Here is a 1089-nt window from a genome sequence, read left to right on the forward strand (position 1 = left end):
GAGTTGGCCGGTGTGCCGGTCGAGCGGGTGGGCGCGGCGTTCCACTACGTCCGGCACGGGGTGACCGTACGGCCCGCCGACCTGCTGGATGTGGCGGGCCTCACGGCCATGATCGCCCAGTTGCCCGAGGATTCTGCCCAACATTGACCACTGCGGGGAAAACCGTGGTAGGTTGACCGGGTTGCAGTTTTGGTTACCAGAGACTCTGTGTGCGCCTGGCGGGATTGTGGCCCCAGGCGCTCTTTGTTGTGTCCGGAGTTCTCCGGGCGGGGCGACCAGAAGCGACAGGCGATTCGCGCATCCCCGCGCGGAGCGCTCCTCTTCGGGCGTGCAACAAGTGCGCGTCCGACGTTCCGTCAAGGAGACGAAACACATGGCTATTGGCACCGTGAAGTGGTTCAACGCTGACAAGGGCTTCGGCTTCATCACCCCGGACGGCGGCGGCGCTGACGTCTTCGCCCACTTCTCGGCGATCCAGTCCTCCGGCTACCGGAGCCTGGACGAGAACCAGCGGGTCGAGTTCGAGGTGACCCAGGGCCAGAAGGGCCCGCAGGCGGAGAACATCCGCCCGCTCTGATCTTCGGATCGGTCAGCATTACCTGTCGCGCCCTCCGGGTGTGACGGTGACGGGACCGGCCCGCCCCGCCGCCGCCTGCGTCCGCAGGCGGCGGCCCGGCGGCGGGCCGGCCTGTACTCCCTTCGGTTCGTGCTTGTGAGTCCTGGCGGTCTCTTTCCGCTGGTTGACAGCGCCGACTTCGGCGCCCTCCCTCGACACGTGCCGCGTCGAGGAAGGCTTCCGCATGACCACAGTTATTCCCACTTTCGCCCATACCGGTCTGGCGCCGGCGCTGCTCACCGCGCTGACCGCGCAGGGCCTCACCGAGCCGTTCCCGATCCAGTCGGCGACGCTGCCCGACTCGCTCGCCGGCCGGGACGTGCTGGGAAGGGGCCGTACCGGCTCCGGCAAGACCCTCGCCTTCGGGCTTCCCCTGCTGTCGCGCACCGCCGGCCGTCAGGCCCGGCCGGGTCGCCCGCTGGCCCTGGTGCTGGTGCCGACCCGCGAACTGGCCCAGCAGGTCACCACCGCCC

Annotated in this window: 2 protein-coding genes; both read left to right on the top strand. The window is 69.2% G+C overall.

The annotated features are described in order from the left end of the window. Nucleotides 1-373 precede the first annotated feature (373 nt). On the top strand, nucleotides 374-577 hold the full coding sequence (locus KBX53_RS33880) for a cold-shock protein (protein WP_007464836.1): 204 nt from the start codon (nucleotides 374-376) through the stop codon (nucleotides 575-577). A 223-nt stretch (nucleotides 578-800) separates the two neighbouring features. Beyond that, nucleotides 801-1089 (top strand): DEAD/DEAH box helicase (locus KBX53_RS33885; RefSeq protein ID WP_210863914.1); only part of this gene is annotated, 289 nt, incomplete at its 3' end.

Source organism: Micromonospora sp. M51 (assembly GCF_018070305.1).
In the GTDB taxonomy this organism is placed as follows: domain Bacteria; phylum Actinomycetota; class Actinomycetes; order Mycobacteriales; family Micromonosporaceae; genus Micromonospora; species Micromonospora parva.

What these genes read in the sequence shown, in the direction of transcription:
- KBX53_RS33880 (WP_007464836.1), top strand. Translation starts at nt 374, where the DNA reads ATGGCTATTGGCACCGTGAAGTGGTTCAACGCTGACAAGGGCTTCGGC.